The organism is Salinibacterium sp. SWN139, from assembly GCF_015864625.1.
GTDB lineage: Bacteria > Actinomycetota > Actinomycetes > Actinomycetales > Microbacteriaceae > Rhodoglobus.
On record NZ_JADYWV010000001.1, the window covers coordinates 963,643 to 986,787 of the forward strand.

Consider the following 23,145-nt stretch of genomic DNA (forward strand, 5'->3'; position numbering starts at 1 on the left):
ATGACTGAGAACACCTACAACAAAGTATTCGTCAAGCCCGGCAACGGCGGCTGGGGCAAGGGCCTCCTGCTCGAGCCCAGCGAGACCAAGAACGTCGTTCTCTCGGTAACCGGTGGCGGAATCCACCCGGTCGCCGCGCGTATCGCTGAACTGACCGGCGCAGAAGCTGTCGACGGCTTCACTAACAGCATCCCCGAAGAGCGCGTTGTCGCTGTCGTGATCAACTGTGGTGGAACCGCGCGCATCGGCGTCTACCCCAAGAAGCGCATGATGACCGTGGATGTCTTCCCGGGAGAGCCATCGGGCCCCCTCGCTAAGTACATCACCGACGATGTCTTCGTCTCCGCAGTGGGAACCGAAGACGTTGAGCTTGCGGGAGGATCAGCCGCGTTCGCGACTCATGCTGCTGAAGCGTCGGCAGCATCCGAAGCAGCAATCGGAAGCCCGGCACCGTCTGGAGCATTCGGTACGAGCAACGTGACGCACTTCACGGCGCAGACCACAACGGGTGGGGGCTTCATCGGCTTCTTCTCGAACGTGGCAACGCGCTTCGGTTCGGTCATCGGAAACATCATCAACACGCTGCTGTCGTCTGGTCGCCAGACTGTTCAGCTCGTGCTGCAGACGATCCTTCCGTTCATGGCGTACGTGAGCCTCTTGATCGGTTTCGTCACCTACTCGGGACTCTCGGATCTGATCGCGCAAGCGGTTACGCCGCTGGCCTCGAACCCGATCGGCCTCATCCTCCTTGGCGTGATCACGGGACTACCGTTCCTGTCGCCCATCCTCGGACCGGGTGCGGCTATCGCACAGGTCGTCGGTGTACTCATGGGTACACAGATCGCCGCTGGCGCGCTGCCCGTGCAGTATGCACTGCCGACGCTGTTCGCCATCAACGGTCAGGTTGGTTGTGACTTCGTTCCCGTGGGTCTTGCCCTGGGAGAAGCCAAGCCGGAGACGGTCGCAGTGGGTGTTCCCGCTGTACTCTTCTCTCGCCTGATCACATCGCCGCTGGCAGTCTTGATCGCGTGGGGCGCAAGCTTCGCACTGATCTAACCAGCACAACCACCACACGTAACAGCAGAGAAAAGCGAGACAGCAATGACTACCTATTACCGCAGCGAGGTCACGTCCATCGGAACGGACGCCACCGAAATGTTTGAAGGGGGAGTGGTGATCTTCTTCGGAGAACCCTGCCCCGCCGAACTGGCTGAGGTAAGCGTGGTTCACACTGTCGCGCACCACCACCCGCAGCGCGACCCCCAGCCGGGAGACGTGCTGCGGGTGGGGGACTCTGAAGTCACCATTACGGAGGTCGGCGAGATTGCCGGCAACAACCTCCGCACGCTTGGTCATTTCGTGATCTACAGCGACCCAGAAGACAGCCAGAAAGTTCTCCCCGGCGCCATTCACGCGAAGGGCACACTCTCGTTGCCCAACGCGGGCGTCACCATTGAGCTCATCGAAGGTAGTTGACATGGACACCGGCTTCGCATTACTGCTGATGGCAGCGCTCGTACTGAGCGTTGTATTCAGCCTTCTTCAACAGCGCACGTATTCTCGTGCCACCAAGCGCCTGGGAACCAGCTTCCTCGGCGTCAAAGACCACTTCCTCGTCTCGGGGCGAGGCAAGAGCTTCCTCCGGGGAGCGATCGTTCTCCTCGTCGTCGACGCGTCAACATCTCGCATCGTGGCCGCCGAGGCCATGGTCGGCAGCACCGTCATGGCGCACTTCAAGCCGCGCCCCGAGCTGATCGGTGATCTCGATACCGCCGTGCTTCGCACGAAGGAAAAGATGATGACCGCAGCCGTGGACTACGCGACCAAGCAGTACTGGGTTACGTATAAGCGCAACGTCGCAGCGGCAGCCCGCAAGTAGCGACAGTGCCTGTTCGGATGCTTCAGCATCCGGCATTGCATCGTTGTTCCTATCGGGGCATACTAAATACACATACTTGATTAACTAACGCACATAAGTGCATATAACGTGGTTTCAAAGGGGTAGTCATGGGTTACACAAACAAACTGCTTGCGCGTCAGCGTGAAGTCGGTCGTCCCGTCCGCATCGGACTCGTCGGAGCAGGCCAAATGGGCTCCGGCTTCATCGCCCAGATCGCACGCCAAAAGGGCGTCGACATCACCGCCGTCGCCGACATTGCGATCGACCGTGCCGTAAGCGCTCTCGCCAACGCCGGCATCACCGACGTTGACCAGTCAGCAGACCTCGAGACGCTTGCCGCCACAATCGAAGCGGGCGGCCACGTTGTCGTCAACGACGCTCTCGCATTGCCCAAGCTCCCTATCGACATGGTCATCGAGTGCTCGGGCGTTCCCGAGATCGCCGCCAAAGTCGCTCTGGCTTCGCTGCTCGGTGGCAAGGATGTCGCCCTCATGACTGTTGAGGCAGACGTCACCGTCGGTCTCCTCCTGGCTCGCATCGCAGCGCAGACCGGCAACATCTACACCGTCTGCCGTGGCGATGAGCCCGTTGAGTGCCTGAAGCTCGTCGAGTACGTCGAAGACATCGGTCTTGACGTTGTGCTCGCCGGTAAGGGCAAGAACAACCCGCTCAACGAGTCGGCTACCCCCTCCAGTCTCGAAGAAGAAGCCAAGACCAAGGGCATGAACCCGCGGATGCTGTGCAGCTTCGTCGACGGAACTAAGACGATGATCGAGATGGCTGCCCTCGCTAACGCGGCAGACCTTGAGCTCACGAAGCGTTCGATGCACGGACCGGCCGCAACAGTGCCGACCCTGCAGGACATCTTCAAGCCCATCGAAGACGGCGGCATCCTTGACCGCAGCGGTGTTGTTGACTACGCCACTGGCCCGGTTGCTCCCGGTGTGTTCGTTGTTGCGAAGGCAACTGACCCCGTGGTGCACGAGGAGCTCAGCTACCTCAAGCTCGGCGAAGGCCCCTACTTTGCGTTCTACCGTCCGTACCACCTCGCCAGCGTCGAGGCAGTGCTGTCGATTGGCGAGGTCATGATCGACCGCCAGCCGTCGCTCGCTCCGATCGCCTGGAACGCAGATGTTTCTGCCATGGCCAAGCGCGACCTCAAGGTTGGCGAGAAAATCGATGGGATCGGTGGTGAGCACGTCTACGGTGACGCTGTTCCGGCAGCCGAGGCCAAGGCTGGGCGCGAACTGCCCATCGGTCTGGCATCGGCGGGCACGCTCATCCGTGACGTTGCCAAGGGAACTGCGGTGACCTACGACGACGTACAGCTCGACGAAACCAAAACGATTGTGATCTTGCGCAAGCTGCAGGATGCCCTTCTCGCCGATGGCCAGCTGCAGGTTCCTGCACTCGCGTCGTTGCTCTCCGTTTAAGAAAGGTGACCACTATGAACACGCAGATCGTTGCGGACCGCGAACTCGCGGCAGCCAGCCTCGCCACCATGTGGAAAATCCGCCGCTTTGAAGAAGCAGTGGAAGATCTCTACGGCCGTGGACTCATGCACGGCACCATGCACCTGTCGATCGGTCAAGAGGCCGTGCCAACGGGAGCATGCCTCGCCCTCAATAAGGACGACTACATCACCTCGACGCACCGTGGCCACGGTCACTGCATCGCCAAGGGCGCCGATATGGAGCGCATGATGGCTGAACTTCTTGCGAAAGAAACCGGCTACTGCCGCGGCCGCGGTGGCTCCATGCACATCGCGGATACCGAAACCGGAAACCTCGGTGCGAACGGCATCGTTGCCGGTGGAATCCCTATCGCTACCGGCGCAGCGCTGTCGGCGAAGATGCGCGGCACCAAGCAGGTTGCTGTGAGCTTCCACGGTGACGGCGCGATGGGTGAAGGCGCCTGGCACGAGGGCGTTGTGCTCGCGGCCATGTGGCAGCTTCCCGTTGTGTTCCTGTGCGAAAACAACCTCTATGGCATGTCGATGTCGTCAGAGAAGGCCTTCAACCTCGACCAGCTTTCTGACCGCGCGAAGGGCTACGGCATCCCCGGAGTCACCGTTGACGGTAACGATGTTCAGGCTGTCTATGACGCCACGAAGGAAGCGGTTGACCGCGCTCGTGCTGGCGGCGGCCCGACCTTCATCGAAGCAAAGACGTACCGCTGGCGCGGACACTCGAAGTCAGACAAGAACCTGTACCGCACGCGCGACGAGATCGATGAGTGGCGCGGTAAAGACCCCATTCCTCACTTCGAAGCTCTGGCTCTCGCCGCCGGTGGCCTCACGCAGGCTGACATCGACGCTGTGCGCGACAACGTGCGCACCGAGCTGCGCAGTGCCGTTCAGCGCGCCAACGCTGCGCCGGACGCCACCGCTGACGATCTACTTTCCGCCGTCTACGCAAGGTAACAACGATGACTATTGAGACGACCGCGGCCCAGCCCGCAGCGGCCCCCGCACCGGCCGAGACAGTGACAATGACCTACTCTGAGGCCATTCGCGACGCAATGCGCATCGCCATGGCTAAGGACCCCGCCGTCTTCATCATGGGTGAAGATGTCGGAACCTACGGTGGCGCCTTCGGAGTCACCGGCGAGCTGATCAACGAGATCGGCCCCGAGCGCATCCGCGACACCACCATCAGTGAGCTCGGCATCATGGGTGCCGGTGTCGGTGCTGCCATGACCGGAATGCGCCCGATCGTGGAGATCCAGTTCTCTGACTTCACGGCTCAGGCCATGGACCAGATCGCCAACCAGGCAGCGAAGATTCACTTCATGCTCGGTGGCGCCGTGAGCGTGCCGATGGTTATTCGCGCTCCCGGCGGCTCGGGAACGGGTGCTGCCGCGCAGCACTCGCAGAGCCTCGAAGCGTGGTTCGTGCACATCCCGGGTCTCAAGGTTGTCATGCCGGCAACGGCGGATGACGCCAAGGGCCTGCTGCTCTCGGCGATCGACGACCCCAACCCGGTCATGGTTATCGAGCACAAGCTGCTCTACAAGACCTCGGGAGAGGTGCGCACGGGAGACATCCGCACGCCGCTCGGTGTCGCCGCTGTTCCTCGCGAGGGCAAGGATCTCACCATTATTGCCACCGGTGTCGAGGTGAGCCGCGCACTCGAGGCTGCCGAGATTCTCGCCGCCGACGGTATCGAAGCAACCGTGGTTGACCCGCGCACGCTCAAGCCTCTCGACAGCGACACCATCCTGCGCACCGTCAAGGCCACCGGTCGTGTCCTGCTCGTGCAAGAGGCTGTGCGTACACTCGGCTTCATGTCCGAAGTGTCTGCGATCATCTCCGAGTCGGATGCCTTCGGCTACCTTCGTGCGCCGATCAAGCGTCTTGCTGGCCTCGACATCCCCATCCCGTACGCACCCAAGCTCGAACGCGCTTCGGTTCCTCAAGTTGAAGACATCGTCGCGGCAGCCACTGATCTCGTTCGGAAGTGGTGACATGGCTGAGCTGCCACTGACAATGCCCAAAATGTCCATGACCATGGAAGAGGGCACGATGGTCGCGTGGCTCAAGCAGGAAGGTGACTCGGTTCGTTCCGGGGAGCCGATCTGTGAGGTCGCGACCGACAAAGTCGACATGGAAGTGGAGTCGCCATTCGATGGTGTGCTCGCTCGCATCATTGCGCAGCCCGATGACGTCTACGCGGTAGGCGACACGATCGCGTTCATCACAACCGAAGCGGATGACCTGCTCGGCGGCCTCTTCGACGAGCCCGTTGTTGAAGCTCCGGCTGCGGTTGCGGCCGAAGCGGTTGCGCCCGTTGCTGCGCCTGCGCCGATCGCCACCGGTTGGATTCCTGCCGTTCCGGCCGCACGCAGTGCAGCAGAAGCCGCAGGCATCGACCTTGCGACCGTGACACCGACCGGCCCAGACAACACCGTGCGGGTCGCGGATGTCGAAGCGGCTACCGCAGCACCCGCAGCCCTCGTTGCGGCACCGGTTGCGTCAGCCGCTCCCGTTGCTCCTGCGGTCGTTCCGGCCGCTGCAGCCCCCGTCGCCGCTCCGGCTCCGGCCGCAGCACCAGCAGCTCCGGCTCCGGCTGTGGCCGCTGCGCCCGCCACAGCGGTTGACCCGGTAGAAGCTCGCCGCCTGCGCACCCGCAAGCAAGTTGCCAAGGTGATGGCGGCATCCGCTCTCGTTCCGCAGTTCACTGCCTACGTTGATCTCGATTTGTCAGCTTTGGCTGCCGTGCGCAAAACCACGCTCGGCGGCGCAAGCTGGACCGCGCTCTTTGTGCGGGCTCAAGCAATCGCTCTGGCCGAGAACGCTGCGCTCAATGGCACCTGGACTGATGGGGGAGTTGCTGCCAACGAGCACATCGGAATTGCGCTCGCGATTGACTCACCATCGGGGCTCATCGCGCCGGTGCTGACGAACTCGCACAAGGGAACGCTGGCCGACCTGGTCGCCGAAATTGCGACCGTCGTCGATGAGACGCGCAAAGGAACCTTGCCGCCCGCACGCCTCGGCGGCGGAACAAGCGTATTCTCGAATCTGGGTGGATTCGGCGTGGAATCGTTCAACGCACTACTGACCCCACCGCAGTCGACAGCTTTGTCGTCGGGAGCCGTCAAGCCGCGCATGCGCGTGTTTGACGACGAATCCTTCGGTGTTCGTCTGAGCTGCACGATCGGCCTCACCGTCGATCATCGTGTAGCTGACGGTGCGGATGCCGCACGAATGCTCGCGACCATCACCAACCTCGTCGCGACCCCGGAGCGTTTGCTCTAGAGCCGCAACCCGCTCGCGGGTTCCACCCCAGCGCTCCGTACGGGCGCTGTCCACCACGTTTCGAAACAGGTACACCATGTCAGAACGCACAGCCACAATCGTTTCACCGTCCGGACTTCACGCCCGCCCCGCTGCTCTGTTTACGCAGGCCGTCAGCAAGAGCGGTTTCAAGATCACGGTCGCTAAGGGTGAGAAGGCCGTCAACGCGGCCAGCATCCTCGCCGTTATCTCGCTCGGTGTCTCGCAGGGCGAAACCGTCACGATTGCCTCCGACGATGAGGGCGCTGACAGCGTTCTCGACCAGCTCGTAGAACTGCTCTCCACCGTCGAATAGCAACTAACACAGAAGGCCCACACCGGCATGGTGCGGGCCTTCTGTGCGTTAAGCGCCGTTCACCGGTCGGCGATCCTCCTTCAGCGCCCTTCAGCGCCGTCAAGCGCCGTCCAGCGGACGCACAAAAGCCCCGCTCCTTCCTGGGGGAGCGGGGCTTTCGGCGGCGAAGCCAGGCCTGTTAGGCCTTGGCTGCTTCTTCGTCGGATGCTGCTGCGGCATCCGCTTCGACCTGAGCACGAACGATGTCGCGCTTCTTCTCGAGGCGGCTCACCCAGTAGGCGAATCCGAGGGAGAGCACGGCGAGGACCGCAATGGTCCAGCCGCCGAGGTTTGCTACTCCGAAGAACAGGCCGGTCAGAGGGTTGGCTCCGTCGACGAGCGACGAGATGAGCTGTGATCCCTGATTGTCGCTGAAGCCGGAAGCTTCGGCGATGGCCGTGAACTGCGGTGCCGTTGCGGTGGCGATGAACAGGCCGATCGCAATAACGATTGCGCCACCGATGACGGAGCGCACGATGTTACCGCGGAAGATCGGAACCATCATGGCCACGATGAACGGCAGAGTCGCAAGGTCAACGAGCGGCAGTACCTGGTTGCCGAGCGGAGCGAGCGCAATAGCGATCAACACGGTAACCGGAACCAACACGAGCGACGTCGCGAGCACAGCGGGTTGCCCCACGGCGATAGCGGTGTCAAGACCGATGTAGAACTTGCGGCCGGGGAAACGCTTCTGAACGAACTCGCGAGCGGAGTCGGAGACCGGGATGAGGCCTTCCATGAGGATCGACACCATGCGCGGCAGGAGCAGCAGTACGGCGGCGAGGCTGATGGCGAGAACGAGGATCGCAATCGAGTCTTCACGTGGGTCGTCGAAGCCGAAGCCAGCGAGCCCGATGATGATTCCGAGCACGAGGCCCAAGATCATCGATTCACCGAAGACACCGAAGCGCTTCTCGATGGTTTGCGGGTCAGCCTTCAGGTTGCGGAAGCCGGGGATGCGGTCGAAGATCCAGTTGAAGGGGATCGCGAACAGAATGTACGGCGCGCTGGTTCCGTGGGGGAACGAGATGTCGGGGAAGTTGAAGTACTTCTGGATCATCGGTGCCGAGAGGTCGGCCAGGGCCAGAACGATCACCATGTGCACGGCGGCAGCGGCAATACCGATCCAGAAGTTGTCGGTGACGGCTCCGACAAGAGCGCCCACGAGGGCGAAGTGCCAGAAGTTCCACAGGTCGATGTTGAACGTGCGGGTAAGGCCCGACCACAGCAGCAACATGTTGACGAGGATGCCGACAGGAATAATCACCGCCCCGATAGTTGATCCGAACGCGATGGCGGCGCTCGCGGGCCAACCAACGTCAAGAACGGTGAGGTTCACGCCGAGGTTCACGGCGAGAGCCTGAGCGGCGGGACCAACCGTGCCGGCCATGAGGCCGATCACGAGGTTGATGCCGATGAAGCCGATGCCGATGAGGACACCGGCGCGGAGGGCTTGGCTAAACTTTTGGCCAAGGATCATGCCGAAGATCGTGATGAGGATCGGCAGGGTTACGGAGGCTCCGAGAGCCGTGAGATAGCTGGTGATATTCGTCAGAATATCTTCAATGATGTTCAACGTTGAACGTCCAATTCTCTGTCTGAAGTGAGTGGTGTGGGTGCGCTAGAGCGCGCGGTAACGCACCGCAATGGTTAACTGCGGTGCACGGCGTCGGGGTGAATTAGCCGAACTGCTTCTCGATTTCGGCATACACCTTGTCGAGGCCCATTCCGGTAAGGAACGGGAGTCCGGCGATAACGGGGATTCCGACCGAGTCGGGCACTTGGGTAGTGGCGACGATGAAGTCTGCAGCGAGGTCGCCGCGCAGAGTGTCGGTTACTTTGCCTTGCGAGATTGTGGCGTCGAGGCCCTTAGACGCACAAAAGTCCTTGATCTTTGTTGCGACCACGGTGGATGTTGCGACGCCGGTGCCACAGATGACGAGGATGCGTTTTGAGGCCAATTTCGATACTCCAATGTATTCGCGAATGACTGGTGTGACACAATTATGCACGTTTGATGTACAAATGTGTACAAGTGGTTCTTGTTTTGACTAACACAGTCGCCAAGTGCCCGACAGACACGAAACTTAACCACCGCCAATGAAGGATGAGGGTTCATGAGCGACACGACCAACGCAGCCGCGGCAGATGCCAACCACGAGGGCGCAACCGCGACCGTAATGCCGCGCGCCGACCTCAGCTTTGTGGGCCTCCAAGCCAGCTCGAGTGCCGAAGTTCTCACGGCTTTCGCGGCCCAGGCGCTCGCCGTCGGAGCAGTGCACCCCACCTATGAGCTGGCACTGCTTGAGCGCGAACGGGCATACCCCACCGGGCTGCCGACCGTCATCCCTGTTGCTATTCCTCATGCGGATATCGAACATGCCATCGAGTCGGGCCTAGGAATTGCGATGCTGGCAGAACCGGTCGACTTCGGCGAAATGGGCGGAGCTGACTCCACCGTCGCAGCCCGGGTCGCGGTGCTTATTCTCGTCACCGAGCCGCACGCGCAAACGGAGATGCTGTCGCAACTCATCGCCGTGTTCCAACTCGATGGCTGGCACGAAACGCTGAGCGCAGCCACGACTGCGGAAGAACTCGCCGCAACTTTCGCCGGCCTGCTGGCTTCAACCGCTCAGTAGTGGGCCGCCGGGAGCTGCTTCGCTGCTGACCTGAAGCGTGACTTCCGCGGGGCGGTGCTCGTTAACGCTGGTTGAGGAGCGCGAGCGCGAGGTCCGAGTCGACGACGAGCACATCGAAGAGCCCGCCCGTGAGCGCCGCGTGGGTGCCCTCGAGCTTCTGTGCTCCGGCGGCAACGCCCACGACGGTCGGAATGTTGCCGAGCTCTTCCAGATCGATCGCGATGACGCGGTCATTAACTACTGACTCGACGATTTTTCCGTCACTGTCGAAGAAGCGTGTGCAGCAGTCACCAACGGCTCCGGATGCTGCGAACTCAGCGCGCTCAGTCTTGCTCAAGTTCATCGACTCGATGATCGCGCCAGAAGCTCCAACGCCGACGTTACCGACACCAACGATCGCGATCTTGGCCCGCTTCGATGCGCTCAATACGCCGGTGATGGACGGTTCGCGCAGGAATGCTTCTCGGGATGCGGGGGATTCGACGACCGCGGGCGCGTAAAGGCGGCGGTGTTGCGCTCCCAGTTTGGTGGCGAGCAGGCGGACGAGAACGTTGCCGTCGCGAGCGGAGTCCACGATGGAAAGCCCGCCGACGAGGGGAAGCACTTCGATGTTCTCGTGGGAGGAGTCATCCGGAATCTCATCAACGACGGCCTGCACGCTTGAGCCCCAGGAAAGGGCGATGCCGCCGTCGCGGGGCAGATTGTCGATGAGCCATTGGGCGCCGAGCGCGCCAACGCGAGTGAGTTGGTTGTCGGCGCCGGTGCTGGGCGCGACGCGGCACTCGCGGAGTCCGTAGCGGGCGACGAGTTGAGCTTCGAGGTCTTGAGCGCGGCCGAAAGGATCGTTGATACGGATCTCGACGATGCCGTTCTTGCGGGCATCAGCGAGCACGCGAGAGACGTTCGATCGCGAGACCCCAATCTCTTGGGCGACTTCGGCTTGTGATTTGCCCTCGAGGTAGTAGAGAGTGGCGGCCTTCACAAGCATGGCTTGATTGCGTGGACTGGGTATCGGTCCATTCCTCTCTCATGCTTCGTTGCTGATTTGCACTGATTCTACTTCGGTCTTCACACTCGTGCGCGTGATTTGCAGGGTTCTGCTAGCTAAAAACCCCTGATTGATGCCAGTCCGTGACCCACATGCCCCCAGAAAACAAGCGCTTTATATCCCGCTGAAGCACATGCTGCACACTCGTGAGGTACAGCCAAGGCTCAGCCAATCAGGAGTAAATTTAGAGCATCGGATCAGGTTATAAACCGAAGAGAAGAGAGCACAATGACAAACATTCAGCGTGTAACGGTTCTGGGCACTGGCGTGCTCGGATCCCAGATTGCATACCAAACAGCATTCAGTGGCTTCGAGGTCGTGGCATACGACATCAACGATGAAGTTCTAGAGAAGGCTCGCACTCGGTTCGACGGGCTGGCGAGCACCTACGTTGCCGACAGCGTTGCTGGTGCGGCAGACGGCAAGGCGCAAGAAGCCCTCGGTCGCGTGCGGTTCTCCTCCGATCTTGCGGATGCAGTTAAGGACGCCGACCTCGTTATCGAGGCCATTCCCGAGATTCTTGACCTCAAGAAGACCACCTACGCGGAGCTCGGAAAGCTCGCTCCCGCCCACACGATTTTTGCGACAAACTCGTCCACTCTGTTGCCCAGCGACATCAAGGACTCCACCGGGCGTCCAGACAAGTTCCTCGCACTGCACTTTGCCAACCAAATCTGGAAGTTCAACACTGCAGAGATCATGGGTACGGCAGACACCGACCCCGCTGTCTTCGATTCGGTCGTGGAGTTCGCTTCTGCAATCGGTATGGTGCCGATTCCGATCCACAAGGAGAAGGCCGGCTACGTTCTCAACTCGTTGCTCGTTCCGTTCCTCAACGCTGCGGCAGAGCTCGCGGCCGATGGTTATGCAGAACCCGCCGACGTAGACAACACGTGGCGGATCGCTACTGGTGCTCCTATGGGGCCGTTCCAGATCTTCGACGTCATCGGGCTCACTACGCCGTACAACGTCATGTCCCACGGTGATGACAACGCGAAGCGGTTCGCCGAGTGGCTGAAGACTGAATACATCGACAAGGGCTACCTCGGTATCGCAACCGGTCGAGGTTTCTACACCTACACGAAGTAGCGCCTGAGAGGCACGGCGAAGCTCGCCTTCGCCGTGCCTCTGTGTGCGACCGTGTAATCCTCAGCGGCGGTCGCTAAACTTGCTTAGTGACTATTCGCCTGTACGACACCCGTAGCGCCAGCCTCCTCGACCTCGATCCCCGTGAGCCGGGCAAGGTGGGCATCTACGTCTGCGGTCCTACCGTGCAGTCGTCTCCGCACATCGGCCACTTGCGTTCGGCCCTCGTCTACGACATCTGGCGCCGCTGGCTCACCTACCGTGGGCTCGACGTCACGCTCGTGCGCAACGTCACCGACATCGACGACAAGATTTTGACCCGAGCAGCGGATGCCGCAGCCGAAGGCTCGACCGAACAGTGGTGGGCCTTGGCCTACCGTGTCGAACTCGAGTTCACCGCGGGCTACAACGAGCTCGGCATTCTGCCGCCGACCTACGAGCCCCGCGCCACCGGCAACATCGGTGAGATGCGCGAACTGATCGCGAAGCTCATCGAGCGCGGCCATGCTTATGCCGCGAGCGACGACTCCGGCGACGTCTACTTCGACACTCAGTCGTGGCCCTCCTACGGTGAACTCACCCGGCAGAAGCTCGACGACATGGTTGCCGCAGCCGATGCCGACCCGCGCTCCAAGCGCGACCCGAGAGACTTCGCCCTCTGGAAGGGGAGCAAGGCCGCTGAACCCGAGTCAGCATCGTGGTCGTCGCCGTGGGGCAACGGTCGTCCAGGCTGGCACATCGAGTGCTCTGCCATGTCTCGCCGATATTTGGGCGGGGCATTCGACATCCACGGTGGTGGCCTTGATTTGCGGTTCCCTCATCACGAGAACGAACTTGCCCAGTCGACCGCTGCTGGTGATGAGTTCGCTCGCCACTGGGTGCACAACGGCATGGTCAACGTCAACGGCCAAAAAATGTCGAAATCACTCGGCAATTCGGTGTTCGCCCGCGACCTTTTGGATGCCGCCCGCCCGATTGTGGTGCGCTATTTGTTGGGAGCGGCCCATTACCGCTCCACAATCGACTACACTGACACGTCACTTGCTGAAGCAGAAGCAGCCTTTGAACGCCTTGAGGTGTTCATTGAGCGTGCCTCGCGTCGACTGCGAGATACTCGCTTCGACGTCGCGAACACCACAGAGGTGCCCGAGGCATTCGGCGAGGCCATGGATGACGACCTTGCAGTGCCTCAGGCGCTCGCGGTCGTGCACGAGACGATTCGTTCGGGCAACGCTGCCCTCGACGACGGAGATCTTGCGGCGGTTGCCACCGCGCGATCACACGTGATCGCTATGGCACAGGTTTTGGGTATCAACCCACTTGATCCACGATGGGGTTCTGAGCGTTCAGAGCCAGCCGTTGCTGCTTTGTCAGTACTGGTTGAACAGCTCATTGAGGATCGCAATACGGCCCGCGCAGCTAAGGATTTTGCTGCCGCAGACCGAATCCGTGATGAACTATCAGCGGCGGGCATCGCACTAGAAGATGACTCGACCGGATCGCATTGGAGCTTGCCGTGACTGATCGGCGCTTCCGACAGGAGCAACACTCGTGAAAAACCCAGGTAACACACCCCGCGCAGGAGCGGTACGTAAGGGCCGCAAGGGCCCCCAGGTCGGCTCGGGAGGCCAGGGACGTCAGGCTCTCGAAGGTCGCAAGCCCACTCCCAAGGCAGAAGACCGCCCGTACCACCCCGCAGGCAAGCGCAAGGCTGCGGCCGAGCGCTATGAAGCAGCCGGTGGAACTCGCCGAAACGGTGGCAAGCCCTCCGAGGGCGGCCAGCGTTCGAGCCAGCCCAGCCGGTCGCGGGTGGCGAAGTCTGCCGACGAGTCTGAGATGGTCACTGGCCGTAACTCGGTGCTCGAGGCTCTTCGCGCCAAGATCCCCGCCCACACTCTCTACATGGCTGCACGCATCGAATACGATGACCGCGTCAAGGAGATCCTCAAGCTCGCGACCTCGCGCGGCATTGCCGTGCTCGAAGTGATGCGTCCAGAACTCGACCGCCTTGCTGGTTTCGACTCTGTGCACCAGGGCTTTGCCCTCAAGGTGCCGCCGTATGAGTACGCGCACCCCATGGAATTGCTCGACAAGGTAGAAGCTCGCGGCCAGGTTCCGCTGCTTGTTGCTCTCGACGGCATCACTGACCCGCGCAACCTCGGCGCCATCGTGCGTTCGGTTGCCGCGTTTGGTGGCCAGGGTGTCATTGTTCCGCAGCGTCGCTCGGTGGGCATGACGGCATCCGCGTGGAAAACCTCGGCCGGTGCTGCCGCACGCACACCCGTTGCTATGGCCAATAACCTCACGCAGATGATTAAGGAATACAAGAAGCGTGGCGTCTTCGTGCTCGGACTCGATGGGGATGGCGACGTGTCGCTTCCCTCCTTGCCGCTGGCGAAAGAGCCCGTTCTGATCGTCGTCGGTAGCGAAGGTAAGGGCTTGTCGCGTCTCGTCACTGAAAACTGCGACGCCATCGTGTCGATCCCGATCAGTGCATCGACCGAGTCGCTCAACGCCGGTATCGCCGCGAGTGTCACGCTCTATGAGATCTCGAAGCTGCGCTCAGCAGCTCGCAAAAAGAAGTAGCGTGCCGCAGGAGTGATCCTGTGCTGCAACGCAGAGAGCCGCTGCCCCCGAGGGGACAGCGGCTCTCTGCGTTTAGGGAAAGTGCGGCTAGCTTGCGCTGACCGCGTCAAGCGCAGCCGTGATGTCGTTCATGAGGTCATCGACGTGCTCGAGCCCGACCGAGACACGCACAATTCCCGCTCCCGGCTTCGCTTCGGAAGCAACCGGGCGGTGCGTGAGCGATGCCGGATGCTGCACGAGGGTGTCGATGCCGCCGAGCGATACCGCGTGGGTGATGAGCTTTACCGACTCGGTGAACTTCGCCGCGGCGTCATAGCCGCCGGCAAGGTCGAGAGCGATGAGCGAACCGGCGCCGGCCGATTGGGTTCCGATGAGTCCAGCCGGGTCCTGGCCGGGAAGACCGGGGTAGAGCACGCGAGCGAGCGCGGGATGACCGTCGAGGCGACGAGCAAGCTCGCCCGCGGTCTCCTGCTGGGCGCGTACGCGCAGGGGAAGCGTGCGAAGTCCACGGTGAAGCAGGTAGGCCGCAAAGGGGTGCAGAACGCCACCAGTGAGAGCGCGGACGTTGCGCAGGGCCTTGGCGTGCTCTTCGCTCGTGGCGATAACCCCGCCCATGACATCCCCGTGGCCACCCAAGTACTTGGTGGCACTGTGCAGCACCATCGCGGCGCCGAATTCGATGGGGCGTTGAAGAACGGGAGTCGCGAAGGTGTTGTCCACGAGAACGGGCACGGCACCGGCGGCCTCGACGACCTTCTTGATGTCGACGAGTTCGAGGGTGGGGTTCGCGGGGGACTCAATGATGATGAGGCCCGTGTTGGGCTGAATGGCGCTGACGATCGAGTCGGCATCCGCCCAGGTCACGGTCGTGCCGAGCAGTCCGTTGTCGAGAACGTGGTCGGTTCCACCGTAAAGCGGGCGAACGCCCACGACGTGCGGGCGGCCGGCCGAAGCGATGGAAATCAGCACCGCGGAGAGCGCTGCCATGCCGCTGGCATACGCGACGGCGGCTTCCGCTCCTTCGAGGGCGGCGAGGCTGTCTTCGAATCGAGCGACACCTGGCTGCCAGAGTCGTTGGTAGACCGCGGAGTGGCCATCGATGAGGGGGTTTCCCGTGGCGAGGTTCTCGTAGGAGTCGCCACCCACTTCGACGCTCGGCAGCGGATTGGTGGTGGAGAGGTCGATCGAGGGAACGTGCTGACCAGATTCTTGCACGCCCTCCATTCCCGCGTGAACAGCAAGGGTTTCGAGATGGATGTCGTGAGGCAGCATGACTTGATAACAGCAGAAACTTCGACGCTAATCAACTCTCCTGCAGAATCTTCACGAAATGTGACGTTTTTCGCATAAGCTGCGACTCAGGAGGCCACCGTGCGAGAGAATAATAGTCTGCCCATCGACTCAATCGATCAAACCATTTTGGCGAGCCTAGCCAGCAACGCGCGGATGTCGGGGTCGGCCCTGTCAGCCGCAGCCGGAGTTGCCGAATCCACTGTCTCTCAGCGCCTTCGTCGCCTGCACGACGAAGGTTATCTTCGAGGTTTCCACGCTGACATCGATGTCGCCAAACTCGGCATGAGCGTGCAGGCCCTCATCTCCATCAAACTCGTCAAACACGTGCGCGAAGACGTGGATGCTTTCCGCAGTGCTGCCCCGAACTGGCCTGGCGTGCTGGCCTTCTTCCACACCGGCGGCGGCGACGACTACTTGCTTCACGTCGCGGCTCACAGCGCGGCAGAACTGAGAGACTTTGTGCTCACGTACTTGGCCAGTCATCCGGCTGTCGCGCATTCCGAAACCAATCTGGTCTTCGAACACGTGACCGGGCGGGGCCTCGAACAACTCTTGTCGTAGCGAAACGACGCCTGGTTAGACCTTGAGGCGCCAGTCCTCTTCGTCGTCGCCACCGTCATCCGCGGCGGCTAATTCGCCCTGAATCGTGATCGGCATCGTGAACGCGCCCGTTGGCGGGTTGATCATGGTGGCTTCGTCACGACGGAACTGCAACACATTCTCGACATAACTGCCCACAGCTTCTGCCAGCGGGATGTCGTGGCCGGAATCCTGCGCGAGTTGGCGACGGTGATCGAGCAGCTGGTGGAAAGCCTCAGCCGGTTCGAGCTTGCCGCGCATCTCTTTCGGGATCGCGCGAATCACGGGTTCGAAGACGCGCGCGGCCCACTCGTGGGCAAGCATCTCTTCGTCCATGTCTTGCTTGTCGAACGCGGCGCGGTAGGAATCCATGTCATTGAGCAAGCGGCGAGCTTGGTTTTCTTGAGCATCGAGACCGGTCAACCGCAGCAGGCGACGCGAGTGGTGTCCGGCATCCACAACCTTCGGCTGAATGCGCACGCGGGTGCCCGAGTCTTCCGTCTTGATGGCGAGTTCTTCGATGTCAAAGCCGAGAGCGTTGAGACGCTCAACGCGCTGGTTGATGCGCCAGCGTTCGGACTGGTCGAAGCGTTCGGAACCCGTGAGCTCCTGCCACAGCGTGCGGTACTGGGCGACGATGCCATTGCTGATCTCGACGGGGTCAATGTCTTGTTCGAGTCGTCCGCCGGCCTGCAGGTCGAGCAGTTCGCCCGCAATGTTGACGCGACCGATTTCGAGGTCGTTCTCGCGTTGACCATTCGACAGCCGGTCATACAACTGCCCGGTCTCGGCATCCACGAGGTAGGCCGCGAACGCGCCAGCGTCACGGCGGAAAAGAGTGTTGGAGAGCGAAACATCGCCCCAGAAAAAGCCGACAATGTGCAGACGAACCAGCAGCACCGCCAGAGCATCGACGAGGCGGCGAGCGGTCTCTGGACGAAGGCTCTGGGAGTACACGGCCCGGTAGGGGAGTGAGAAGCGCAAGTGTCGGGTCACAAGAACCGACTTCAGTTCTTCGCCATCGGCCGCCGTGCGGTTCGTGATGATCGCGAGCGGGTCGACACAGGGAACGTCGAGCTTCTGCAGGGTGCGCAGCATCTCGTACTCACGCTTAGCGAGCTCGCTTGAGGTCTCTTTGATCGCCACGACGTAGCCGCTGAGATTGGCAAAGCGCACGAGGTGTCGCGAAATACCCTTCGGCAGGATCGCGATGGAATCATCGGGCCACAGCTCGAGCGGCAACTCCCACGGCAGATCTAGCAGGGCCGGATCGACGGTGGCGGCGGTGATGTTGACAGAACCAGTCATTCACGTGTCCTTGAAAATAGAACGAGCCCGCCAAACATCCGAACTGGGTTCGACGTCGACGGGCTCGATCGTAAAGCGGAAGTTAGCTTGCGACTACAGGCTTCTTGGTGAGGCGCAGGCCCGACTCGGTGTCGAACACGTGCACGTGGTGAGGCTCAGGGGTCAAGAAGACCTTCTCGCCAGCGTTCGGGTGCGACCGGCCATCAACGCGAGCAACGATGTCAACACGCTCGCCCTTGATCTCTGCGTGACCGTAGAGGTAACCGTCAGCACCGAGTTCTTCAACCAGGTCAACATCAACGGGAAGGCCGTTGCCCGACGTCGAAACGATGACGTCTTCGGGACGGATGCCGATGGTGACCGTCTTAGCGTCGGTTTCACCGAGCGTCTCAGCGTCAACCGCAACAACGGCGTCGCCGAACTGCAAGCCACCGTCGACGATGTCAACGCTGAAGAGGTTCATAGCGGGGCTGCCGATGAAGCCAGCAACGAAGATGTTCTGCGGTGCTTCGTACAGGTCGCGAGGAGTTCCAACCTGCTGCAGGATTCCATCCTTGAGCACAGCGATGCGGTCACCCATGGTGAGCGCTTCGGTCTGGTCGTGAGTCACGTAGACAGTGGTGACTCCAAGGCGACGCTGCAGGCTAGCGATCTGCGTACGAGTCTGAACGCGAAGCTTGGCGTCCAAGTTCGACAGCGGCTCATCCATGAGGAAGACCTGGGGCTGGCGAACGATAGCGCGACCCATGGCAACACGCTGACGCTGACCACCCGAGAGTGCCTTGGGCTTGCGGCTCAAGTAAGGCTCGAGGTCAAGAAGCTTCGCTGCTTCGAGTACGCGAGCTGCACGCTCTTCTTTGTTGACGCCGGCGATCTTGAGCGCGAAGCCCATGTTCTCGGCAACCGTCATGTGCGGGTAGAGAGCGTAGTTCTGGAAGACCATGGCGATGTCGCGGTCTTTCGGCGGAACATCGGTGACGTCGCGGTCACCAATGAGGATGCTGCCATCGTTGACCTCTTCAAGGCCGGCGAGCATGCGAAGGCTGGTGGACTTACCGCAACCCGAAGGGCCGACAAGTACGAGGAATTCGCCGTCTTCTACGTGAAGATTCAGCTTGTCTACAGCGGGGATCGTTGATCCCGGGTAGAGACGTGTTGCATTGTCAAAAGTTACAGACGCCATTGTTCTTTTATTTCTCCTTCACCGGCAGGTACGTGCCGGACGATCCGAGTGATGGACAGCGGTCGAAACCGCGTTGGGTCATTATTGCACTCTTTTGGGGGGTGAATGACAGAGTGGTCCACCCCGAAATGGTCGCCAACTTAGGGTTCGGTTGGGCAATTCCCAGCGATTCCTTCTAAAATCGACGGGTGCGTCGTAATTTTTGGGCGCCTTCCACAGCGATTTACACGGCAGATGAGGTTCGATTGAGCAACGGCAACTCCGGCGATGGCCGACTCAGCAAGAATGAGCGTCGCGAAGCGGCGCGTGAAAAAGCTCGCGTTCAGCGTGACGAGCAGAAGAAGAAAGATCGCCGCACCAAGTGGATTCTTCAAGGCAGCGTTGGCCTCGCGCTCGTCGCCATCGTCGCGGTCATTGCTCTCGTGCTCGTGAATTCGAACCAGCCTGCAGGCCCGGGACCGCAGAACTTTGCTAGCGATGGTGTTCAACTCAGTCAGGGTTTCATCGCTACGCCGACGGCTGCGCTCGAAGCGGATGCTGATCCGATCCCGAGCGTCCACGATGAAGAATCAGGCGTTCTTGACATCCAGATCTATGTTGACTACCTGTGCCCCATTTGTGGTGCTTTTGAGCAGACCAACGGTGCGTATATTGAGAGTCTCGTCGCCAACGGTGCAGCAACTCTCGAAGTGCACCCCATCACCATCCTCGACCGGCTCTCGCTCGGCTCGGAATATTCCTCGCGTGCGGTCAACGCCGTTGCCTGCGTCGCAGACACCTCGCCGAACGACTTCTATGCGTACCACTCGCTGCTTCTCTCAGACGGAATCCAGCCTGAAGAAAACACCTCAGGGCTCAGCGATGTCGACCTCATTGAGCTCTTGGACATCGCCGGGGTAGAAAACACGGAGGTCATCGCTGAGTGCATCAACGATGAGAGCTTCAAGTCCTGGGTTAGCAACTCCACAGCGCGTGCTCTTTCGGACCCCATCCCCAACTCTGACGTCGGAGCGGTCACGGGAACCCCGACCGTTCTCGTCAACGGAATCAAGTACGAGGGCGCAGTGGACGACCTCGTCAGCTTCCAGGCCTTCGTTACTCAGGCTGCTGGTGATGACTTCATCGAAAGTTCAACACCGACACCGACTCCCACGCCTGCTCCGTAGGTCGCGCTAGTCAACGACACAGGCCCCCGATCCATCTGGATCGGGGGCCTGTGTCGTTGTGCAGAGGAGTTCGGGTTAGCCGAACGTGTACGAGTACGCCTCGACGCCCTCGCCCACCGTCACCTCCAACGTGCCGGTCTCGATCGTGTCTCCCTTAGGGATGATCGAGTAGGAGTTCGGCGTTCCGGAAACGTTGATGGTCTCCGTCTTGCCATCGCGCTTCACCGTGATCGTGCCTTCGCCACCGAGCACCATGCGGACTTCACTCGCGGTGTAGTTCAGCTTGATGCTGCCTTCCCCGTCGCGGGGAGTCGCGTTCTGGAACGTGAGCTCCCAGTCGCCCTTCAGAGCGAAGCTGTTGTCGGCGAGCTTCGAAGGGAAGCTGTACGTGTTGGTGCCCGACGAGTACTTCTCGTCGCCGCCGTAGTTCACTACCTTGCCGAGGCTGAGGTACGTCTCGGGAGTGGTGGTTCCCGCTTCGGGAGTGTCATCGCTGACCTCGGTTGCCGGCGGCAACTGAACGTCAGGGTTGGCATCCACGAGTAGTTCACGAATCAGCTTCTCGGTGGTCTGGTAGCTACCTTCACCGAACTTGATGTGACGAACAACGCCCTCAGCGTCGATCAGGTAGTGCGCCGGCCAGAAACGGTTGCGGTAGTTGGTCCAGGTGCTGAGATTGTTATCGAGAGCGACCGGGTATTCGATCGCGTAATTCTCAGCGCCAGCCTTGACGTTGGCCGGAACCTTCTCAAACGCGTACTCGGGGGAGTGGACGCCAATGACGTTCAGGCCGAGATCCTTGTAGGCGTCGTACCAGCTGTTGATGTGCGGAACCGCACGCTGGCAGTTGATGCAGGAGTATGCCCAGAAGTCGATCAAAACGACTTCGCCGCGCAGCTCATCCAGAGTGATTTCTTCGTTGTTCTCGGTGTTGAACCACTCTTGGATGCCCTGAATGTCAGGAGCGATACCGCAGCTCTCAAGCTCGGTGCCTCCGTTGGTGCACTGGTCGAGATCCTTGTTCTGCTCGTTGACGAGTCCACCGAGGTTGAGCTGTTCTGCAATCTGTTCTGAGTTGCTGAACTGGTCTTGCAAAGCGCTCGTGTAGTCGGGAACGAGGCGCTGAAGTGCCTGAGGAAGGTTGAAAACGAGACCGATCGCGAGAGCGATCATGAGTACGCCGCCGGTGACGCGAATCTTCTGCTGGTGCTTGCGGAACGTCTTGACGCGCTCGGCGACACGACGGCCGGCGAGAGCGAAGATGAGCAGCGGGAGGGCTGCACCCACCGCGAAGGTGATCGTAAGCACGATGGTCTCGGGCCCGATGCGTCCGGTCGAGCCGGCAACCGTGATGGCGGCCAGAACTGGTCCAGCGCACGGCACGTAGACGGCACCGAGAGCCAGGCCGAGCACGAAGCCGCCCTTGTCTGTTCCGACGTTCTTCTGCGGAATCCACGAGAAGGGCTTCTCCAGAATGTGCTGGAAAGCGGGGATGATGAGGCCGAGGCCGATCAGAACGAGAACGACAATGCCGGCCCAGCGCAGGAAGTCCTGGGGGAGGTTGAGCAGTGCCAAGATGAGCGAACCGATGAGCGTGAACACGCTGAACGCGACAACAAGGCCGGCGATCACGAAGTAGGGGCGCCACGGCGAAACCTTGGGGGCGGCATTCTTCTCGGCTGTTGCCGTCGCTGTAGTGCTGATGGCCGCAGCGTCGGATGCCAGGGGCATTGTTCGGCGGGCAAAGCGACGCTTCTTGGTTTCCCCCTCGCCGCGGGCACTCATGGCGCCACCGGATAAGAAGATGACCGGAAGGACCGGCAAGATACACGGTGATATACCCGTGATGATGCCTCCTAGGAAGCCGATAAGGGCGAGACTGAGCATGAGGTTCCTCCACAGAACTGTGTGACGCCCGGAAGCCCGGACGGCTGCACTCAGTTCGGAACCGTTGCCCGAATTGGTTGGTCTGAGGTTGCGTCGTCTCTAGGGGTGCTGCTCGGGATCGGCATGCGGATGCCGGCGAAAGCGGCGAGCGAAGCGCCACGTCGCAATGCTTCCGCCGATCGCAATAGCAAGCGCGAGGACAGCAACGCCGAGGTAGCGCCACTCCGAGGCAGGGGAGTAGGGGAAGGTATCTGACCAGTCGAGCCCGAGCCGCACGGCGACGGCCCCCAGCATCCAACTCATGAGGACTCCGCCGAGAGTTACCAGAACGGAGGCGGGCGTTGCTCGACGCCGACTCTTCTTGGCGGAACGTCGGGTCATATCGCACTGCTTTCGGATTGCTGGAGTCGTTCTGAGCTTACGTGCGAACAATCCTTACCTCCCTATGCGCGAAAGCGGTTGGGAAAATCTTTGAAAAAGTTCCAAACCCTTTTCGGGGGTGCCCCGAATAGTCCTGTGTAAGCCGGCAGCGAGTCGGCAAACCGGGTCCATTCGGGGGCCACCAACTTTCACCAAGGAGATTCACATGCGATCCATTAAGCGCAACACCTTCGCCGCCCTCACGTTCGCTGCTGTAGCAATGGTCGGTCTCGCCGGTTGTTCCACTGGAGCAGCAGAAGACACTGCAGCACCCGCTCCTGAGGAGAGCATGTCATCGATGGAGATGGACTACACGACAGACCTCGTCGGCGCAGGCTGTGCCGCCTACGCCGAGACCGTTCCGGACGGAAGCGGCTCGATCGTCGGAATGGCGCAGGACCCCGTAGCAGTAGCAGCATCGAACAACCCGCTGCTCACCACGCTCACCGCAGCCGTTTCGGGTGGACTGAACGCAGACGTTGACCTGGTTGACACTCTCAACGGTTCAGAATTCACCGTCTTCGCTCCGGTTGATGACGCTTTCGCAGCACTTCCAGCTGAGACCGTAGAGGCGCTCATGCAGACCGAAAACGCTGACCTGCTCACGAGCATCCTCACGTACCACGTTGTTCCCGGCCAGATCCTTCCGGATGACATTGCTGGCGAGCTCACCACTGTCAACGGCGAGACCATCACCGTTGCTGGTAGCGGCGACAACATCACCGTCAACGGCGCCAACGTCATCTGTGGTGGCGTACACACCGCAAACGCAACCGTTTACCTCATTGATGGTGTCCTCACCCCCGGTGCATAATTTGTAGCAAAACTTTCGGGGATCCGCGCCTGGCGCGGGTCCCCGTTTGTGCGTTAAGGCCCGTAGTTGCAGGGGTTCTGGCGCACCGGCACAGGGTAGACACA

The 23,145-nt window shown here is 61.0% G+C and carries 23 protein-coding genes; 15 read left to right on the forward strand and 8 right to left on the reverse strand.

Annotated features, from left to right (window positions below; all coding sequences use genetic code 11):
- From I6E74_RS04595 to I6E74_RS04630, 8 genes are all read left to right on the forward strand, one after another.
- Positions 1–1,056 (forward strand): PTS glucitol/sorbitol transporter subunit IIB, encoded by a 1,056-nt coding sequence (locus tag I6E74_RS04595; protein ID WP_197123360.1) that lies wholly within the window; start codon positions 1–3, stop codon positions 1,054–1,056.
- 45 nt (positions 1,057–1,101) lie between these two features.
- Positions 1,102–1,476: a PTS glucitol/sorbitol transporter subunit IIA gene (locus tag I6E74_RS04600; RefSeq protein WP_197123362.1), complete on the forward strand. Its 375-nt coding sequence runs from the start codon at positions 1,102–1,104 to the stop codon at positions 1,474–1,476.
- Position 1,477: 1 nt separating this feature from the next.
- Positions 1,478–1,879, forward strand: coding sequence for a transcriptional regulator GutM (locus tag I6E74_RS04605; protein WP_197123364.1), 402 nt, complete (start codon positions 1,478–1,480; stop codon positions 1,877–1,879).
- A 128-nt stretch (positions 1,880–2,007) separates the two neighbouring features.
- Positions 2,008–3,333, forward strand: a complete 1,326-nt coding sequence (locus I6E74_RS04610; RefSeq protein ID WP_197123366.1) for an NAD(P)H-dependent oxidoreductase — start codon at positions 2,008–2,010, stop codon at positions 3,331–3,333.
- A gap of 14 nt (positions 3,334–3,347) precedes the next feature.
- Complete coding sequence (locus I6E74_RS04615) at positions 3,348–4,322, forward strand: thiamine pyrophosphate-dependent dehydrogenase E1 component subunit alpha (RefSeq protein WP_197106304.1); 975 nt, start codon at positions 3,348–3,350, stop codon at positions 4,320–4,322.
- A gap of 5 nt (positions 4,323–4,327) precedes the next feature.
- Complete coding sequence (locus I6E74_RS04620) at positions 4,328–5,365, forward strand: alpha-ketoacid dehydrogenase subunit beta (RefSeq protein WP_231601123.1); 1,038 nt, start codon at positions 4,328–4,330, stop codon at positions 5,363–5,365.
- Position 5,366: 1 nt separating this feature from the next.
- Complete coding sequence (locus I6E74_RS04625) at positions 5,367–6,659, forward strand: dihydrolipoamide acetyltransferase family protein (protein WP_197123368.1); 1,293 nt, start codon at positions 5,367–5,369, stop codon at positions 6,657–6,659.
- A 76-nt stretch (positions 6,660–6,735) separates the two neighbouring features.
- Positions 6,736–6,993: an HPr family phosphocarrier protein gene (locus tag I6E74_RS04630; protein WP_197123370.1), complete on the forward strand. Its 258-nt coding sequence runs from the start codon at positions 6,736–6,738 to the stop codon at positions 6,991–6,993.
- A gap of 178 nt (positions 6,994–7,171) precedes the next feature.
- Here the strand turns inward: I6E74_RS04630 and I6E74_RS04635 are convergent, their stop codons facing one another.
- Both I6E74_RS04635 and I6E74_RS04640 read right to left on the reverse strand, forming a co-directional pair.
- Positions 7,172–8,608: a PTS galactitol transporter subunit IIC gene (locus tag I6E74_RS04635; protein ID WP_197123372.1), complete on the reverse strand. Its 1,437-nt coding sequence runs from the start codon at positions 8,606–8,608 to the stop codon at positions 7,172–7,174.
- A 103-nt stretch (positions 8,609–8,711) separates the two neighbouring features.
- Positions 8,712–8,993, reverse strand: a complete 282-nt coding sequence (locus I6E74_RS04640; RefSeq protein WP_197123374.1) for a PTS sugar transporter subunit IIB — start codon at positions 8,991–8,993, stop codon at positions 8,712–8,714.
- Between the two features lie 156 nt (positions 8,994–9,149).
- Between I6E74_RS04640 and I6E74_RS04645 the strand changes: the two genes are divergently transcribed.
- Complete coding sequence (locus tag I6E74_RS04645; protein WP_231604467.1) at positions 9,150–9,671, forward strand: PTS sugar transporter subunit IIA; 522 nt, start codon at positions 9,150–9,152, stop codon at positions 9,669–9,671.
- 61 nt (positions 9,672–9,732) lie between these two features.
- Here the strand turns inward: I6E74_RS04645 and I6E74_RS04650 are convergent, their stop codons facing one another.
- The gene (locus I6E74_RS04650) at positions 9,733–10,659 is read right to left on the reverse strand and encodes a sugar-binding transcriptional regulator (RefSeq protein WP_197123663.1); all 927 of its coding nucleotides are present in this window, start codon (positions 10,657–10,659) and stop codon (positions 9,733–9,735) included.
- 288 nt (positions 10,660–10,947) lie between these two features.
- On the opposite strand from I6E74_RS04650, the gene I6E74_RS04655 reads away from it, so the two are divergent.
- The 3 genes from I6E74_RS04655 to rlmB all read left to right on the forward strand — a co-directional run bounded on the left by I6E74_RS04655 (position 10,948) and on the right by rlmB (position 14,391).
- On the forward strand, positions 10,948–11,808 hold the full coding sequence (locus I6E74_RS04655; protein ID WP_197123376.1) for a 3-hydroxyacyl-CoA dehydrogenase: 861 nt from the start codon (positions 10,948–10,950) through the stop codon (positions 11,806–11,808).
- A gap of 86 nt (positions 11,809–11,894) precedes the next feature.
- Positions 11,895–13,325, forward strand: a complete 1,431-nt coding sequence (gene cysS, locus I6E74_RS04660; protein ID WP_197123378.1) for a cysteine--tRNA ligase — start codon at positions 11,895–11,897, stop codon at positions 13,323–13,325.
- Positions 13,326–13,356: 31 nt separating this feature from the next.
- Positions 13,357–14,391, forward strand: coding sequence for a 23S rRNA (guanosine(2251)-2'-O)-methyltransferase RlmB (rlmB, locus tag I6E74_RS04665; RefSeq protein ID WP_197123380.1), 1,035 nt, complete (start codon positions 13,357–13,359; stop codon positions 14,389–14,391).
- 87 nt (positions 14,392–14,478) lie between these two features.
- Here the strand turns inward: rlmB and I6E74_RS04670 are convergent, their stop codons facing one another.
- Positions 14,479–15,663 (reverse strand): PLP-dependent aspartate aminotransferase family protein, encoded by a 1,185-nt coding sequence (locus I6E74_RS04670; protein WP_197123382.1) that lies wholly within the window; start codon positions 15,661–15,663, stop codon positions 14,479–14,481.
- Between the two features lie 99 nt (positions 15,664–15,762).
- On the opposite strand from I6E74_RS04670, the gene I6E74_RS04675 reads away from it, so the two are divergent.
- A complete protein-coding gene (locus I6E74_RS04675) occupies positions 15,763–16,245 on the forward strand; it encodes an Lrp/AsnC family transcriptional regulator (protein ID WP_197123384.1) in 483 nt (160 codons plus the stop codon).
- Between the two features lie 15 nt (positions 16,246–16,260).
- Here the strand turns inward: I6E74_RS04675 and I6E74_RS04680 are convergent, their stop codons facing one another.
- Both I6E74_RS04680 and I6E74_RS04685 read right to left on the reverse strand, forming a co-directional pair.
- Positions 16,261–17,571 carry a DUF4032 domain-containing protein gene (locus I6E74_RS04680; protein WP_197123386.1) on the reverse strand — a complete coding sequence of 437 codons (1,311 nt, stop codon included), beginning with the start codon at positions 17,569–17,571 and terminating at the stop codon, positions 16,261–16,263.
- A gap of 82 nt (positions 17,572–17,653) precedes the next feature.
- Complete coding sequence (locus tag I6E74_RS04685; protein WP_197123388.1) at positions 17,654–18,754, reverse strand: ABC transporter ATP-binding protein; 1,101 nt, start codon at positions 18,752–18,754, stop codon at positions 17,654–17,656.
- Between the two features lie 188 nt (positions 18,755–18,942).
- On the opposite strand from I6E74_RS04685, the gene I6E74_RS04690 reads away from it, so the two are divergent.
- On the forward strand, positions 18,943–19,920 hold the full coding sequence (locus I6E74_RS04690; protein ID WP_197123390.1) for a thioredoxin domain-containing protein: 978 nt from the start codon (positions 18,943–18,945) through the stop codon (positions 19,918–19,920).
- 75 nt (positions 19,921–19,995) lie between these two features.
- Here the strand turns inward: I6E74_RS04690 and I6E74_RS04695 are convergent, their stop codons facing one another.
- Both I6E74_RS04695 and I6E74_RS04700 read right to left on the reverse strand, forming a co-directional pair.
- Entirely contained in the window at positions 19,996–21,807 is a 1,812-nt protein-coding gene (locus I6E74_RS04695; RefSeq protein WP_197123392.1) for a cytochrome c biogenesis protein DipZ, read from the reverse strand.
- A gap of 99 nt (positions 21,808–21,906) precedes the next feature.
- On the reverse strand, positions 21,907–22,188 hold the full coding sequence (locus tag I6E74_RS04700) for a hypothetical protein (protein WP_197123394.1): 282 nt from the start codon (positions 22,186–22,188) through the stop codon (positions 21,907–21,909).
- 205 nt (positions 22,189–22,393) lie between these two features.
- Between I6E74_RS04700 and I6E74_RS04705 the strand changes: the two genes are divergently transcribed.
- Complete coding sequence (locus I6E74_RS04705) at positions 22,394–23,041, forward strand: fasciclin domain-containing protein (protein ID WP_197123396.1); 648 nt, start codon at positions 22,394–22,396, stop codon at positions 23,039–23,041.
- Positions 23,042–23,145 lie beyond the last annotated feature (104 nt).

Coding starts and splice junctions, on each gene's coding strand:
- I6E74_RS04655 (WP_197123376.1), top strand. CDS start 10,948: ATGACAAACATTCAGCGTGTAACGGTTCTGGGCACTGGCGTGCTCGGA.
- I6E74_RS04705 (WP_197123396.1), top strand. CDS start 22,394: ATGCGATCCATTAAGCGCAACACCTTCGCCGCCCTCACGTTCGCTGCT.
- I6E74_RS04670 (WP_197123382.1), bottom strand. CDS start 15,663: ATGCTGCCTCACGACATCCATCTCGAAACCCTTGCTGTTCACGCGGGA.
- I6E74_RS04625 (WP_197123368.1), top strand. CDS start 5,367: ATGGCTGAGCTGCCACTGACAATGCCCAAAATGTCCATGACCATGGAA.
- I6E74_RS04620 (WP_231601123.1), top strand. CDS start 4,328: ATGACTATTGAGACGACCGCGGCCCAGCCCGCAGCGGCCCCCGCACCG.
- I6E74_RS04615 (WP_197106304.1), top strand. CDS start 3,348: ATGAACACGCAGATCGTTGCGGACCGCGAACTCGCGGCAGCCAGCCTC.
- I6E74_RS04695 (WP_197123392.1), bottom strand. CDS start 21,807: ATGCTCAGTCTCGCCCTTATCGGCTTCCTAGGAGGCATCATCACGGGT.
- I6E74_RS04610 (WP_197123366.1), top strand. CDS start 2,008: ATGGGTTACACAAACAAACTGCTTGCGCGTCAGCGTGAAGTCGGTCGT.
- I6E74_RS04650 (WP_197123663.1), bottom strand. CDS start 10,659: ATGCTTGTGAAGGCCGCCACTCTCTACTACCTCGAGGGCAAATCACAA.
- I6E74_RS04680 (WP_197123386.1), bottom strand. CDS start 17,571: ATGACTGGTTCTGTCAACATCACCGCCGCCACCGTCGATCCGGCCCTG.
- I6E74_RS04600 (WP_197123362.1), top strand. CDS start 1,102: ATGACTACCTATTACCGCAGCGAGGTCACGTCCATCGGAACGGACGCC.
- I6E74_RS04605 (WP_197123364.1), top strand. CDS start 1,478: ATGGACACCGGCTTCGCATTACTGCTGATGGCAGCGCTCGTACTGAGC.
- I6E74_RS04595 (WP_197123360.1), top strand. CDS start 1: ATGACTGAGAACACCTACAACAAAGTATTCGTCAAGCCCGGCAACGGC.
- I6E74_RS04700 (WP_197123394.1), bottom strand. CDS start 22,188: ATGACCCGACGTTCCGCCAAGAAGAGTCGGCGTCGAGCAACGCCCGCC.
- I6E74_RS04685 (WP_197123388.1), bottom strand. CDS start 18,754: ATGGCGTCTGTAACTTTTGACAATGCAACACGTCTCTACCCGGGATCA.
- I6E74_RS04630 (WP_197123370.1), top strand. CDS start 6,736: ATGTCAGAACGCACAGCCACAATCGTTTCACCGTCCGGACTTCACGCC.
- I6E74_RS04645 (WP_231604467.1), top strand. CDS start 9,150: ATGAGCGACACGACCAACGCAGCCGCGGCAGATGCCAACCACGAGGGC.